At 59.0% G+C, this 12306-nt stretch carries 13 protein-coding genes; 9 read left to right on the top strand and 4 right to left on the bottom strand.

What is annotated here, in order from left to right:
- The first annotated feature begins 359 nt into the window (after positions 1–359).
- The 4 genes from J3P77_RS06605 (at position 360) to J3P77_RS06590 (ending at position 3280) form a co-directional block, all read left to right on the top strand.
- Complete coding sequence (locus J3P77_RS06605; protein ID WP_434680511.1) at positions 360–575, top strand: DUF2934 domain-containing protein; 216 nt, start codon at positions 360–362, stop codon at positions 573–575.
- A 201-nt stretch (positions 576–776) separates the two neighbouring features.
- Entirely contained in the window at positions 777–1202 is a 426-nt protein-coding gene (locus J3P77_RS06600; protein ID WP_434680510.1) for an HPF/RaiA family ribosome-associated protein, read from the top strand.
- A gap of 9 nt (positions 1203–1211) precedes the next feature.
- The gene (locus J3P77_RS06595) at positions 1212–2384 is read left to right on the top strand and encodes a hypothetical protein (RefSeq protein WP_434680509.1); all 1173 of its coding nucleotides are present in this window, start codon (positions 1212–1214) and stop codon (positions 2382–2384) included.
- 137 nt (positions 2385–2521) lie between these two features.
- Positions 2522–3280 carry a methyltransferase domain-containing protein gene (locus J3P77_RS06590; RefSeq protein WP_434680508.1) on the top strand — a complete coding sequence of 253 codons (759 nt, stop codon included), beginning with the start codon at positions 2522–2524 and terminating at the stop codon, positions 3278–3280.
- An 81-nt stretch (positions 3281–3361) separates the two neighbouring features.
- Here the strand turns inward: J3P77_RS06590 and J3P77_RS06585 are convergent, their stop codons facing one another.
- Together J3P77_RS06585 and J3P77_RS06580 are read right to left on the bottom strand one after the other, a co-directional pair.
- Complete coding sequence (locus J3P77_RS06585; RefSeq protein ID WP_434680507.1) at positions 3362–3958, bottom strand: putative glycolipid-binding domain-containing protein; 597 nt, start codon at positions 3956–3958, stop codon at positions 3362–3364.
- A 230-nt stretch (positions 3959–4188) separates the two neighbouring features.
- Complete coding sequence (locus tag J3P77_RS06580; RefSeq protein ID WP_434680506.1) at positions 4189–5280, bottom strand: NADH:flavin oxidoreductase/NADH oxidase; 1092 nt, start codon at positions 5278–5280, stop codon at positions 4189–4191.
- 52 nt (positions 5281–5332) lie between these two features.
- On the opposite strand from J3P77_RS06580, the gene J3P77_RS06575 reads away from it, so the two are divergent.
- Positions 5333–5668 (top strand): ArsR/SmtB family transcription factor, encoded by a 336-nt coding sequence (locus tag J3P77_RS06575; RefSeq protein ID WP_434680505.1) that lies wholly within the window; start codon positions 5333–5335, stop codon positions 5666–5668.
- A gap of 40 nt (positions 5669–5708) precedes the next feature.
- Here the strand turns inward: J3P77_RS06575 and J3P77_RS06570 are convergent, their stop codons facing one another.
- The gene (locus J3P77_RS06570) at positions 5709–6620 is read right to left on the bottom strand and encodes a LysR family transcriptional regulator (RefSeq protein WP_434680504.1); all 912 of its coding nucleotides are present in this window, start codon (positions 6618–6620) and stop codon (positions 5709–5711) included.
- 169 nt (positions 6621–6789) lie between these two features.
- On the opposite strand from J3P77_RS06570, the gene J3P77_RS06565 reads away from it, so the two are divergent.
- Positions 6790–7800 carry a zinc-dependent alcohol dehydrogenase family protein gene (locus tag J3P77_RS06565; RefSeq protein WP_434680503.1) on the top strand — a complete coding sequence of 337 codons (1011 nt, stop codon included), beginning with the start codon at positions 6790–6792 and terminating at the stop codon, positions 7798–7800.
- A gap of 104 nt (positions 7801–7904) precedes the next feature.
- Here the strand turns inward: J3P77_RS06565 and J3P77_RS06560 are convergent, their stop codons facing one another.
- Positions 7905–8900, bottom strand: coding sequence for an NAD(P)/FAD-dependent oxidoreductase (locus J3P77_RS06560; RefSeq protein WP_434680501.1), 996 nt, complete (start codon positions 8898–8900; stop codon positions 7905–7907).
- 232 nt (positions 8901–9132) lie between these two features.
- On the opposite strand from J3P77_RS06560, the gene pip reads away from it, so the two are divergent.
- From pip to J3P77_RS06545, 3 genes are all read left to right on the top strand, one after another.
- Positions 9133–10113, top strand: a complete 981-nt coding sequence (gene pip, locus J3P77_RS06555; protein WP_434680498.1) for a prolyl aminopeptidase — start codon at positions 9133–9135, stop codon at positions 10111–10113.
- 229 nt (positions 10114–10342) lie between these two features.
- Positions 10343–11038 carry an SOS response-associated peptidase family protein gene (locus J3P77_RS06550; protein WP_434680496.1) on the top strand — a complete coding sequence of 232 codons (696 nt, stop codon included), beginning with the start codon at positions 10343–10345 and terminating at the stop codon, positions 11036–11038.
- A 203-nt stretch (positions 11039–11241) separates the two neighbouring features.
- On the top strand, positions 11242–12288 hold the full coding sequence (locus J3P77_RS06545) for a diguanylate cyclase (RefSeq protein ID WP_434680493.1): 1047 nt from the start codon (positions 11242–11244) through the stop codon (positions 12286–12288).
- Positions 12289–12306 lie beyond the last annotated feature (18 nt).

Below are 12306 nucleotides of genomic sequence, written 5' to 3'. Positions count from 1 at the left end.
CGCACTCTAAGTCAAGCGAAGTTATTGTCAGCGCGAACCGCTTGTCGCCCGGGCAGATTTTTGGAGAACGACACGGGTCTCCCCATAGAGGCATCCAAAACATCAAGCGGTCGAGACGCATCATGAGCATTCCAGAGCATTTCGAATTTCATTATGTACAGAACGGCGTCAAGAAAAGCGTGACGCTCTTTACTGCCATGTTGTTCAACAAAGCCCCGGCGTACGGTACTCCGCCGCCCGCTCGGAAACCCGCCCCGATAACCCAGCAGCGTTCTGGGTGAATGTCACCACAGCCGTCAGCGGCTTTCAGGCAAAAGCCGCTGCGGCGCCGACACTGCACACGCAAGAGGAACCGCCAGATGATCGATGAAGAAAAGATCCGTGAGCGAGCCTACGAGTTGTGGGAGCTGGCCGGAAAGCCTGAAGGCGAGGCTCAAGACCACTGGCGGCAAGCCCGCGTCCAGCTTGAGGCAGAAATTCAACCGCCTGGGAGCAATACCCAGGATTCGGTAGGGGGCGCCACGCAGAGTGGAATCCCGGAAATGCCCGTCCACCAAGATGTTCGCGGCAGCTGAGCCTCAGCTCCACGCGGTAACCGGTTAGCCCTGGCAACGCTTTGAACAAGGTGTTCCGGATGTTCATCCGGGATGCGTCCGTCTTCGTTCTCTGCAAATGCATATCGAAAATGCCAGTTATCCATTCTCAGGAACTGATGGAAAGACAGCTCCTCTACCGGCAGGAGACGCATTGGCGCGTCGATGTCGGAGGACTACGAAATGCAAGTTCAGGTGGACAGCAACCATATAGAAGGCAGTGCCGCTCTGCAGGAGTGGGTAGGCAGTACCGTTGTCGATGAACTGGAGCGCTACACGGATTTGCTGACGCGTGTGGAGATTCATGTCGGCGACGTAAATGCGCAGAAGGGAGGCGCTCAGGACAAGCGGTGTCAGATCGAAGCGCGTCCCAAGGGACACACGTCGATCTCTGTTACTCATAACGCGGAAAGTCTGGATCTGGCCGTGGCTGGCGCGGCCAGAAAGATGAACCACGCGCTCGAACATCTAGTGGGACGCCTGTCTCCCAAGGTCGAGTCGACCGGGCACCTGACAGCACCCCCTGAACATGAAGAGTCAGTCGCCGAGATCGACGCGATGCTCGAAGATGACTTTCTGGCCAAGCAGGCTGATTTGGGAAAAGAGTAGGAGCACATCATGACCCGAATTCAATCCTTCACACAGCAGACGCTGACCACGCTCATGGCCTTGTCAGACCAGCCCAGCCTGAGCGTCTACATGCCTACACATCGAACCTTTCCGGAACGCACGCAAGATCCGATCCGGCTGAAAAACCTGATCAGAGACCTCGATGGCATGGTCGAGCAGCAGTATCCGGAAATGAAGCAGGCATTGATGGCTCCGTTTCAGGCACTGGTCGACGATCACGCGTTCTGGAACACCTGCCCCGATGCGATTGCCATTTTTGGAGGGCTGGAACATTTCATGGTGGTCGGCCTGAATCAAACGGTGCAGGAAGCGACGGTCGTTAATAGTCACCCGTATCTCAAACCGTTGTTGCGTCTCGCACCCACTACCCAACGTTGCCAGGTGCTCTGCCTGTCGCGGGACAGCGTTTGTGTGTACGAAGGTTCCTCGCAAGGTCTGCAGGAAATCGAACTCCCCGATGCAGTTCCGACCAGCCAGAACGAGGCTCTGGGTGACGAACTGACATCCCGCGATCAACAGGGCCACCCCGATGGGTTCAGCGGAGCAAGTGAGCGCGGCGATCCGATGATGCATGAGTCCGGCGGTGGCGGTAAGCAAGACGAAATCAATCTGGACCGGGAGCGTTTCTTCCGGGTTGTCGACAGAACTTTTACCGAGCACTGTTCGCGGGTTTCCGGCCTGCCGTTGGTGCTGGTGGCTTTACCCGAAAACCAGGCAGTCTTCAGAGCAGTCAGTCGTAACCGGTTACTGTTGCCGACGGGTATCGACAAGGACCCGGCTACGCTGACACCAGCTCAGCTTGCCAGCGCCTGCGGCGAGCTGCTGCACTCCTGGCAGGACGAGAAGCTGCAAGAGGCCTTCGATCGTTTCGGTGTGGCGGTTGGCCAGAAGCTGTCAGCCAGTGACCTGTCCGAGATCGCCCACGCCGCAGCCGAAGGGCGGGTTGCGCTGCTGCTTGTCGAGGCCGAGCGCAAGATTGACGGAAAGCTCGATCCAGCCAACGGCGATCTTTCGATTCATGCCGAGCGAGGCCCAGGCTCCGAGGACGTGCTGGAAGAACTGATTCTGGCCGTCCTGCGCTGCGGTGGAGAGGTTGTGGTGGTGCCTCCGGAGCGCTCAATGCCAACTGAAACCGGGGCCGCAGCCGTTTACAGATACTGACTCCGTAAGCCGGGGCTACGGGCAAGCTGCCCATAGCCCCGGCAATACTGATTCTCTCCCTTCCAGGACACAGGTGATCATTGCGCCTGGTGGCATGCGTGCATCAGACTCCGGGCAAAATTCCCGGAGCCAGTTGCATGACGATTGCCAGACCCGACTTCACTACTCAACTTCTAATCGATGCAGGCATTTGCGGCGGCATGCGAGTGCTGGACGTCGGCTGCGGATCCGGTGAAGTCAGCTTTCTGCTCAGCGGACTGGTTGGCGAGACCGGAGAAGTCGTCGGCATTGATCACGACGCCGATGCGCTGGTCGCAGCGCGCAATCGGGCAAGTGCATATCCGCAACCTCTGCCCTCCTTCCTCCAGAGCGGGCTTCTCGACCTCCCTGAATCACTTGGCACCTTCGACGCCGTCGTCGGTCGGCGGGTGCTCATGTATCAGGCCGACACTGTTGCAGCGGCAACGGCATTGGCCAGGCATTTGCGTCCCGGAGGGGTGATGGTTTTTCAGGAGCATGACACGACGATGGCACCGGCCAGCGTCGATGCCTTTACCCTGCACAGGAAAGCGCAAGGCTGGCTACAGCAGATGATCGCCCGCGAAGGCGCCGATCTGCATATCGGCTTCAACCTGCATGGGATTCTCACCAGAGCCGGGCTGGCTGTTGAAAGTGTGCGCGCGGAATGTCTGGTACAGACGCCTGACAAAGCCTACGGCCTTGGCTACATCGTACGCGCGTGCTTGCCACGCATCATCGCGCTGGGCGTGGCAACGGCAGACGAAATCGACATCGAAACCCTGCAACAGCGGCTGGACGAGGAGCGCATGCAGTCAGAAGGAATCTACATCGGCGACGTGATGTTCGGGGCCTGGGCTCGCAAGCCGGGCGTTTGAAGCTTGCCATGAGACCGGATGATCCTGAGTGCCAACGAACAAAAGTGTCACGTTTGAAAGGCTGCGCTTTTCAACCCTGCCTCAGCTCTGAATCCGTCGAAATATCTCGGGGTAATCGAGTACCAGGCCGTACTCATCGATCTGGAGTTCAGCCGTAAATCCGTGATCAATGATTCCTTGGCCAGTGACTCGCTGAAGAGCACCTTCGTATCGGTAACGATGATCGGCGATCAGGCAGGTGTAGCGTTGCGTCATACGCTGAACCGAAAAGTCGTCAGTACCCGCGGCGGGTTCAGGTACATACGCCACGGCTATCTCTCGGCTCTCTTGCTGTTTGAGCTTCAGGCGCTTGATCGCAAGTGTGTTGGTTGCAGGCGTGATAGCGATGTCGACGTCCAGGCAGCCCGTTAAAAGCGGCACAGGCTCGTCGCGGATCAGATCGCGCCAGTTCCCCTCGCCATCAGCCGCCAGATGTAAGCGCGGCCCGCCGACGAAGTCGACGCGCACTCCCCGGGTGCGAAAAGCGCGATCGGTACGCACTGTGTAATGCGCAGCGTAGTTTTCCGCAGGAGTGCCGATAACCAGCCCTTCGATGACCGAGGACTTGTCGCCTTCAACGAGCGAGCAGTAATCCAGCCCCTCCCCGCTCCAGTTGCACCAGCGAACGATTGTGCGCATGTATTGCCCCCCGGAACCTCATCCCGCCGTCTGACCTGCATTCAAGATACTGGATCTATAGCAGCGGCCGTTACACCGCGCGTCAGGCTTCAGAGAGGGGAGCGAATTGGGACTGACGAGAATGATTTGGCGCGAGGCTGAATGCCGCTGTGCCCGCTCGACAGGATCGTCGAGCGGGCACAGCGAGCTGACGTCCGAAACAGACGCCGTCTGACAGAACGAATCGCTGTTTAGCGATAGCGCTCAAGCCAGTGTGCGTAAGGTGCCGGCAGGGTCCAGGAAGCCTTGTCGACGCTCAGTTCCTTGGCGGCGGCGTAAGCCCAGTGCGGATCCGCCAGGTGCGCGCGGCCTACCGATACCAGATCGAGCTGGCCATTCTTGACTGCGGCTTCAGCCAATTGCGCAGTGCCGAAACCCCAGGCGGAGGTCACAGGCAGATCGGCTTCACGACGTACGCGTTCGGCAATCGAACCGAGGAATGCCGGGCCCCATGGGATGTTGGTCTCGGGGATGGTGAAGCCGACGCTGACGCTCAACAGATCCAGACCACCGGCCTTGAAGCGGCGCGCCAGTTCGATGGATTCGGTCAGCGTCTGTTCGTCGCGACCGTCGTACTCAACCACGCCGAAACGAGCGGTGAGTGGCAGATGCTCAGGCCAGACTTCACGAACGGCGGCGAGGGTTTCGAGCAGGAAGCGGCTGCGGTTTTCGAAGCTGCCGCCGTAGGCGTCGGTGCGCTGGTTGGAGTGCTCGGAGAAGAAACTCTGACCAAGGTAACCGTGAGCAAAGTGCAGCTCGATCCATTCAAAGCCGGCGTCGCGAGCGCGACGGGCCGCGTCGACGAAGTTCTGGCGAACGCGGGCGATGTCTTCCAGAGTCATTGCCCGTGGCACCTTGGGCAGGTTGGCACCGAAAGCGATGGCCGACGGGGCAATGGTTTCCCAGCCGCGCGGATCGTTATCGGCGATGTGGTCATCGCCTTCCCACGGACGGTTGGCGCTGGCTTTGCGGCCAGCGTGAGCGATCTGGATGCCGGGCACTGAACCTGCAGCCTTGATGGCTTTCACCATCGGAACGAACGCCTGGGCCTGTTCGTCGGTCCAGATGCCTGCGCAGCCTGGAGTGATACGCCCCTCGGGAGCGACAGCTGTGGCCTCGACGACCAGCAAGCCTGCGCCACCACGCGCCAGACCGGCGAGGTGAACATGGTGCCAATCGTTGACCACACCCTCTTCGGCCATGTACTGGCACATGGGCGGAATGGCGATGCGATTACGCAGCGTGACGTCTTTGAGGGTGTAGGGTTCGAATAATGCAGACATTCGCAAGCTCCGGGGATGGGTTGATTTACGATAGTTCGATCATAATCGAACTATGGCGTTCTATGAAAGCCCCGTTATCATGTGCGCTATGCGAGCCTATCAACATCCCAATCCCGAAGACTTGGTCCTGGAGCGCCTGCTCTACGCCCTGAGCGATCCTGTGCGCATGCAGATCGTACGCACGCTGGCGGATGTAACCGAAGCCACCTGTGGCGAGCTCGATGGCGGTCGCCCGAAGTCCAGCATGTCCCATCATTTTCGCGTGCTGCGCGACGCAGGCCTGGTGCACACCCGCAATGTGGGCACCACGCACATGAACTCGCTGCGCAGCGAGGAGCTGGATGGCCGCTTTCCCGGTTTGCTCCAGAGCATTCTTTCGCAGCGCTAACTCCGCGTTGTCGCGGCGGCTACCGTTGCAAGGTGCGTTGCTACTCCAGCCAGTCCCGATACAGCTTCGGAAAAACCTGGCTCAGCCAGTCGACAAAGGCATTCACCTGAGGGGCAAGGTGCGTTCTGCTTGGATACAAGACCGACACCGGACGGGGTCTTGGCCGATATCGTTTCAGCACTTCCACCAGAGACCCGTCAGCCAGGTACTTGTCCAGCGTGATCCCGGGCGCCTGCAGAATTCCGAAACCGGCTACTCCGCATTGCACATAGGCATTGGACTCATTGACGATGATGCCCTGTCGATTGACATAGCTCTGGTCTGTGCCGTCCTGCGAGAACTGCCAGGGCAGCGGGCGGTGGTTCTGGCCCGATAGAAAACTGACTCCCCGGTGAGTCCGGAGCGATTCCAGGGTTTCCGGCGTCCCGAACGTTTGCAGGTACGCGGGCGCCGCGCAGGTCACCATCGTGGCCATACCGATGCGTCGCGCAACCAGACTGGAATCCGGCAAGTCGCCAATGCGAAGCACGCAGTCCACGCCCTCCGCCACCAGGTCCACGGTCCGGTCGGTGACCCCCAGCGCCATCTCGATCTGCGGGTGGTCGCAGGTGAACTCGCGCAGGCACGCAATGAATGCCGGTTGGGAAAAGGCCGTCGGAATATCTACGCGCAGCCTTCCTCGCAGAGCGGCCCCGCTGGTGCCGAACATGGTGGTCGCCTCGGCGACGTTGCCGAGAATGTCTTTAACCCGATCATAGAATTGCTCACCTTCAGTGGTGAGCCTGACCTGCCGCGTCGTGCGCTGAAAGAGCCTTACGCCGATTACGGCTTCCAGCTCCTGAATGGCTCGGGTGACCTGCGGCCGGCCAAGCGGGATGGCATCTGCGGCCCTGGTGAAACTGCCGAGCTCTGCGACTCGCGCGAATACCTGCATCGACTGAAGCAACTCCATGACGCCCTCGACCTGCGGATTTATTACCTTCGCCAGCTCTCGAACAATGGCGATTGTTGCCGCCAAGAGTAACAGTCATGTCGGAAACCGCGCATTTATCACTGACGGTTCCAAGAGAACAATGGCCGCACTTCACCAGACCCCTGGTGCCTCTTGCGGAATAACTGAAATGAAAGCCTGGCTTCTGAAAGATTTTGGCCTCGATAACCTGGTGCTTGGTGAAACAGCAACGCCTGAGCCCAAGAGCGGCGAACTGCTGATCAAGGTAGGGGCGGTATCGCTCAACTTTCGCGACAAAGCAATCGTCGACGGTATCTACGAACCGCACATGGTGCCCAAACCGTTGATCCCGGTGAGTGACGCAGCGGGAACGGTAGTGGCGGTCGGTGCCGGCGTTACCCGTTTCAAGATCGGCGACCGGGTGAACTCGCACTTGTATTCGCGCTGGCTGGACGGCGCGCCAGGCCCGCATGAGCCTGACTACTGCTTCGGCTCGCCTCTTCCAGGCGGCTTGGCCGAATACATGATCATCCACGAACAGAGCGCCGTTCGTGCCCCTCATAATATGTCGGATGAAGAAGCCTCGACGTTGCCCATCGCTGCGCTTACGGCGTGGTACTCACTGGTCGATTACGGGCAGATAAAGCCCGGAGAAACAGTGCTGGTGCAGGGCACCGGAGGCGTATCGATATTCGCGGTGCAGTTGGCAACCGCGCTGGGTGCCAGAGTTATCGTTACGTCGAGTCGGGACGAAAATCTGCAAGCGGCCATGAAACTTGGCGCAGTGGCCGGGGTTAACTACCGGACCCACGCGAAGTGGGAAGAAGAAGTCCAGAAACTTACCAACAACGAAGGTGTGGATCTGCTGCTGGACGTCGCCGGAGGCAACGGCCTGAACCAGTCGATTGCCGCGACCAAAGCCGCCGGCAAAATTGCCCAGATCGGTTTCCTGACCGGGCAGACCACTGAGCTTGGCCTGATGCCGCTGATCTTCCGCCAGACGACCATACGCGGTATCGCCGTTGCGCCACGTTCGTCTTTTGACCGGATGAACGCGTTCCTGGACGAGAACCAGATCCGCCCGGTGATCGATAAGGTCTATCCATTCGAAGAGGCGAAACAGGCCTATGAGCACCTCGCGAAAGGCGCATTCGGAAAAGTGGTGATCAAGGTTTCCTGACCACTTCAGGGGGCCGCTCGATGCGGCTCCCTGTTCTTCTGTCAGCACATTCTTGATCCGTATGCGAACAGACGCATTCGTACAGCAACATGCGATCGGCGAACTCACACCGCGATCTGATCCCGAGCTCGCTGCCACAGGCGTATCTCAAGGCTGTTGTGTACAGCGGTCGCGCATATCGCCGCGTCTCCGGTGGCAACGCTGATCTGCTTCAGCGAATTGACCACATCACCGACCGCGTACAAGCCCGGGACAGAGGTGCATTTATGCGCATCGACAAGCAGCGCGCCCTCCTCATCCACTTCTGCGCCCAGCTCTACCGCCAGCTCCGAACTCATGCGCGAACCAAGTGACGAGTAGAAAATGTCGAAGCAATACCTTTTGCCATTGCAGGTGGTCAGTTCGATCTGCGCGTCACCCTTCACCTCGATGCGTTCGATCCGGTCATTGACTATCAGAATCCCTGCATGTCTGGCCGCCGCGATGGCGTCATCGCAGGCCAGTTCGTCTCCATGGGCGAAGACCGTCACTCTGTCGGTGAAATTGCGCAGGAACAAGGCGTGGCTGATCGCGCAGTGCGCCTCGCCATACACGGCGACGTTATCGCCGTTCACTTCGTAGCCGTCGCAGATCGGGCACAGACGCACAATACGCCGGGCAATGGCGTCCGCTGCCCCTTCGATATCCGGCATCGCGTCGATCATGCCGGTGGCCAGTACCACTCGCCGCGCCCGTATGGCACGGCCGTTGAGCTGCGCCACGAACCCTGTGCGATCCTTGCGCAGCGCCTCGACGCGACCCGATTCGATGCGCGCGCCGTAACCGGCGGCCTGTTCGCGCAATCGCGCAAGCAGGTTCTCGCCCGATATCCCGGGTGGAAAGCCCGGGTAGTTGTGCGAAACCGGGATGAGGCCGGCGCGGCTATTGCCGCCGTCGGCGACCAATACGTGACGGTGAAAACGGCTCAGGTAGATCGCTGTGGTCAGCCCCGCAGGGCCTGCACCGATGATCAGGCAATCGAGATCCACATGCCCGGCCTCTACCGAAGCGGATTCAGGCTGGTCGAACAGTTCAGCATATTCTTGGGCTTCTGCAGACATGGCTTACTTCCTCGTCATCAGCATTTGACAGTGACATGAGAGAAATAAAAAAGAGCCTATTCGCACGACCAACGGCAGCCTGTATTTACTTTAGCAATAAATAGTAACGATCATCACCGTTTGTCGGCACCTTCTGCATGTTGCGTGAACCTCCTTTAACAGCCTTATCTCCGAGCGTTTATACGCGCCGTATTTAGTTCTTGATCAACCGTGGCGCGAAGAGGAAACGCAGATGGACGCTCCCTGTGAAATCACTTACAGCTTATTTGACCCTATCGAAGCGCCACGGCGCAGCGGCATGTTAGCGGTCAGCGACTTACATCAACTTTACTGGGAAGAAAATGGCAATCCGGATGGTGTGCCAGTGGTTTATCTGCACGGCGGCCCGGGCGAAGGCGCACCGCCGTCCAAACGCAGTTTCTGGGATCCGGAATATTACCGCATCGTACTGTTCGATCAGCGTGGTTCACTGCGCTCGACGCCGCTTGCCGAGTTACGCGACAACACCACCCAGGCACTCGTGCAGGACATCGAAAAGCTGCGTGAGCATCTGGGCATCGACCGTTGGCTGATCACAGGAGGATCCTGGGGAACCACGCTGGCACTGGCCTACGGGGAAGCGCATCCGCAACGCTGCCTGGGCTTCCTGCTGCGTGGGATTTTTCTGGGTACTGAGGATGAGATTGACTGGTTCATGCACGGCATGCGGCGTTTCTTTCCGCGCGCCCACGAGGACTTCGTCAACTACATTCCAGAGCAGGAGCGCTCCGATGTGCTGGAGGCGTATCTGCGCCGGCTGACCGACGCCGACCCCGCGGTATATATGGAAGCGGCCCGCAGCTGGGTGCGCTATACAGCCAGTTGCGCGCTGTTGCGGCATAACCCCGAAGGCGTCGAAGAGCAGGCGGCCGACGATCAGGTCACCATCGGTATGGGACGACTGGATGCCTGGTATTTCAAGAACCGGCTTTTTCTGGAAGAGGACCAACTGATTCAAAACATCAGTGCAATCCAGCACCTGCCCTGCAAAATCATTCAGGGCGGGCATGACATGATCGCGACCCCCAATTCGGCGTTCCGCTTGCACAAGGCCTGGCCGGGCTCCGTGCTGGTTGTCGTCGAGGACGCTGGACACTCGCCGTCGGAGCCGGGTCTCGTCAGCGCGCTTATCGAAGCGACTGAACAATTCAAGAGGCAAGGCGGCTTCGATTGACGCCGCGGTAACCAGGGTTCGTCAGGCGACTAACGGAAAGTAAAGTCGGGAATATCCCGCTCATCGGTCAGTTTGCCGTTATATCGAACGCCTGTAACAGGTACGACTCGATTCTGAGTAAGCCTGCTATTCAAGAGGTTCATGAATTTATCGCGTTTTATGATCGGCCCTTACCTTCGTCATTGGATAGGCGCCAAGTACGGTATGACTTCTACTGCCAGGTGTCGAAATGTGTGAATTAATTGCTCAATTCAATTCTGCCCAATCTTATCTTGCCAGCCTCGGCAGGCCACTGATGCCGCTTAACTTTCCAAACGAGGAGTTTTCAACTAACGCAACTCGCCAAATGGATGAAAATTTTATCCCGGACCTGCATAACCGAAACCATATCATTCGGCCTAATCATCCCCTGACTGCTGTCATGAACCTGCAAGGGGAACTGCAAACCCGACAAATTCGCTGGGGCTGGTCGCCTATCTGGAGCATGGGCACGCGCCCGCCTCTGACCCATCTGCCACTGGAAATCGTCATGCGCTCGAAAGTGTTCACGCGGATGAGGAACAGTGGTCGTGCTCTGGTTGCGGTCGACGGCTGGTTCGACGCAGCGGTCGACCACGCGGCGACCGGCCGTAACCGATTCACCTATATGCGGCCGCGTTCCAAGCAGCCAATGTTTCTCGCTGCGCTGGCACAAATCAGCGAGCCGCCCAGCGGATGCAACGGTCTGGTGTTGGTGACCCAGGGCGGGGGCGGTGCAGCCGGGCCATTACAGCTTTTGGCGTTCACCGGTGAAAGCGCCATCCATTGGCTGGACCCCGAACTGGACTGGCAACAGGCAAGGGAGCTGGCTTCGCTTGACCTGGTAAACGGGGGCCATCTTGAGCAAGTGCTGGTCACTCAACGCTGCGTGGTTAAAGGCCGCTGAAATACTGGAGGATCAGATCAGGCAAACCGGGTCGAGGTGGTACTGTGCGTAGCCTCGATCCCGGTCTGCATCTCGCCCCGCGCATTGGTTTACCCCTCACCCTGCCATCAAGGCTGCGCCGTTTCGGCCGATAGCCTGACCATGAAACTTCCCTTGATTTCGCTGTATTCGGCGCCGCTGCGCGCCGTTTCCGAGGCCGCTTGATGAAAACCCTATCGGCCAGTGACCGCGCGCATCTGGTGCGCGAAGCGACCGTGCAGTTCTGGCAGCACATCATTCCTGTTGTACGGATTGCCTTCGCCATCCATGTGCTGTTGTTCCTGCTGTTCGCCGGGTTGCAATTACCCTTGCTTGCTCTCGGCAACGGGCTGAGCATCGTGACCTACATCGTCTGCCTCAAAGCAATACGCAGGGGCCATCTGAGCTTTGCCGGCATGCTGATGAGCGTGGAGATTATTCTGCATGCGATTCTGGCGACGTGGGTACTGGGCTGGGACAGCAATTTCCACTTCTATCTGTATTGCCTGGTGCCGATTGTTGCCTTCAGTTTTCAGCACGCGCCAAGGCGCCGGATATTACTGAATCTGGCGATTGTCATGGTGGCGGTCGGCATGTTCGCAATGCGCAAGGCGATGGGCACACATTCCGGGGTGGCCCCGGGCCTGCTGGAAATTTTCGGTGTGGTTAACGTCCTGGCTGCGACCGGTCTGTTGCTTCACGGCACCGCCCTCTCCGTTCGCTTCACCCGCTCCATGCAACTGGGCCTGTTTCATATCGCCAACCTCGATAGCCTTACCAATCTCTATACACGTCGGCGGGTGATGCGCAGGGTCCATCAACTGACCGGCACGTCCACGGCTTCGATCATCATGCTGGACATCGATCACTTCAAACAGATCAATGACCGACTGGGGCATGAGCGTGGCGACGTGATTCTGCAACGCGTAGCTGAAGCTATCGGCAGTCATGTACGCGCGACGGATGTGGCGTCGCGCTGGGGCGGCGAAGAGTTTCTGGTGCTGATGCCTGACACGCCGGCGCAGGACGCACAGGCCGTGGCGGAGCGAATCCGCCAGCGTATTCGGGAATGGGCCGGGCAGCTTGAGCAGCCGCCTGTCGAGGTCACTGCCACTTTCGCGGTCAGCCAGATCGGCGGCGACGAAAGCTTCGAGCACGCTCTGAACCGCGCTGATCAGGCGCTGTATCAAGGAAAGCAGGCGGGTCGCGACCGGGTGATGCTCGCATCCTGAGTTCGCACAAGGCGCAGG

Origin of the sequence: Pseudomonas sp. R1-18, from assembly GCF_051132095.1 — a bacterium.
GTDB lineage: Bacteria > Pseudomonadota > Gammaproteobacteria > Pseudomonadales > Pseudomonadaceae > Aquipseudomonas.
Note: the sequence above shows the minus strand (reverse complement) of the source record. Positions and strands in the feature narration are given on the sequence as shown.

Coding starts and splice junctions, on each gene's coding strand:
- J3P77_RS06575 (WP_434680505.1), top strand. CDS start 5,333: ATGGCGTTCTATGAAAGCCCCGTTATCATGTGCGCTATGCGAGCCTAT.
- J3P77_RS06570 (WP_434680504.1), bottom strand. CDS start 6,620: ATGGAGTTGCTTCAGTCGATGCAGGTATTCGCGCGAGTCGCAGAGCTC.
- J3P77_RS06560 (WP_434680501.1), bottom strand. CDS start 8,900: ATGTCTGCAGAAGCCCAAGAATATGCTGAACTGTTCGACCAGCCTGAA.
- J3P77_RS06585 (WP_434680507.1), bottom strand. CDS start 3,958: ATGCGCACAATCGTTCGCTGGTGCAACTGGAGCGGGGAGGGGCTGGAT.
- J3P77_RS06565 (WP_434680503.1), top strand. CDS start 6,790: ATGAAAGCCTGGCTTCTGAAAGATTTTGGCCTCGATAACCTGGTGCTT.
- J3P77_RS06600 (WP_434680510.1), top strand. CDS start 777: ATGCAAGTTCAGGTGGACAGCAACCATATAGAAGGCAGTGCCGCTCTG.
- J3P77_RS06545 (WP_434680493.1), top strand. CDS start 11,242: ATGAAAACCCTATCGGCCAGTGACCGCGCGCATCTGGTGCGCGAAGCG.
- J3P77_RS06590 (WP_434680508.1), top strand. CDS start 2,522: ATGACGATTGCCAGACCCGACTTCACTACTCAACTTCTAATCGATGCA.
- pip (WP_434680498.1), top strand. CDS start 9,133: ATGGACGCTCCCTGTGAAATCACTTACAGCTTATTTGACCCTATCGAA.
- J3P77_RS06550 (WP_434680496.1), top strand. CDS start 10,343: ATGTGTGAATTAATTGCTCAATTCAATTCTGCCCAATCTTATCTTGCC.
- J3P77_RS06595 (WP_434680509.1), top strand. CDS start 1,212: ATGACCCGAATTCAATCCTTCACACAGCAGACGCTGACCACGCTCATG.
- J3P77_RS06580 (WP_434680506.1), bottom strand. CDS start 5,280: ATGTCTGCATTATTCGAACCCTACACCCTCAAAGACGTCACGCTGCGT.
- J3P77_RS06605 (WP_434680511.1), top strand. CDS start 360: ATGATCGATGAAGAAAAGATCCGTGAGCGAGCCTACGAGTTGTGGGAG.